Genomic DNA, 618 nt, shown 5'->3' with positions numbered 1-618 from the left:
AATACTTTTTTATTTTAATTTAAAATTAGGATGTTGATTTCTCAACATCCTAATTATTCTTAACATTTTCTCTAATAGTGCAATTAACTAGCTCATATTTGATAAATAATTCATGAATAGAAAACCTGATATTAAAAACAAAAAAATACTCAGTACTGTAAAAAAGCTAATCAACATCCATTTCCTTTTCCAATCTTTTGATTTTTTGTCAAACTCTTTAAAATATTTTAAGTACTTATCTTTATGGAATATAAAATAATATGTGAGACCTACAAAAGGTAAGGCACATACTATTATTAAGATTCCAAAGTTATCTATTGATATTTTATAAAAGTTTAAAACTCCCATTAGTATAAAAAATATTCCTCCTCCAATAATTACGGCTAAACCAAATATAAAATTTCCTGCCATCATACTGCTAAAACCATATTGGGGATTTTTAAATACTTTTTCAAAAATTTCCTCCTCTATATCTCTTTGTTTCTGGATTTCAGGATTAGATGTGGGACGGCTATAGGTGCCACCTCCTCTAAGAAAATTCTGAACTTTCAATTCAAATCTATAATCGAAATAATGGACGATATTCCAAAAAACTTCTATTTTTTTCATAATATAAAT

Annotated in this window: 1 protein-coding gene; it reads right to left on the bottom strand. The window is 25.9% G+C overall.

The features are described 5' to 3' along the window. Nucleotides 1-87: 87 nt before the first annotated feature. Nucleotides 88-618: hypothetical protein (locus tag ABMQ40_RS16685; protein ID WP_370901645.1), on the bottom strand; the 531-nt coding region annotated here is incomplete at its 5' end.

It is taken from the genome of Chryseobacterium gossypii (genome assembly GCF_041361455.1).
GTDB classification, from domain to species: domain Bacteria; phylum Bacteroidota; class Bacteroidia; order Flavobacteriales; family Weeksellaceae; genus Chryseobacterium; species Chryseobacterium gossypii.
Note: the sequence above shows the minus strand (reverse complement) of the source record. Positions and strands in the feature narration are given on the sequence as shown.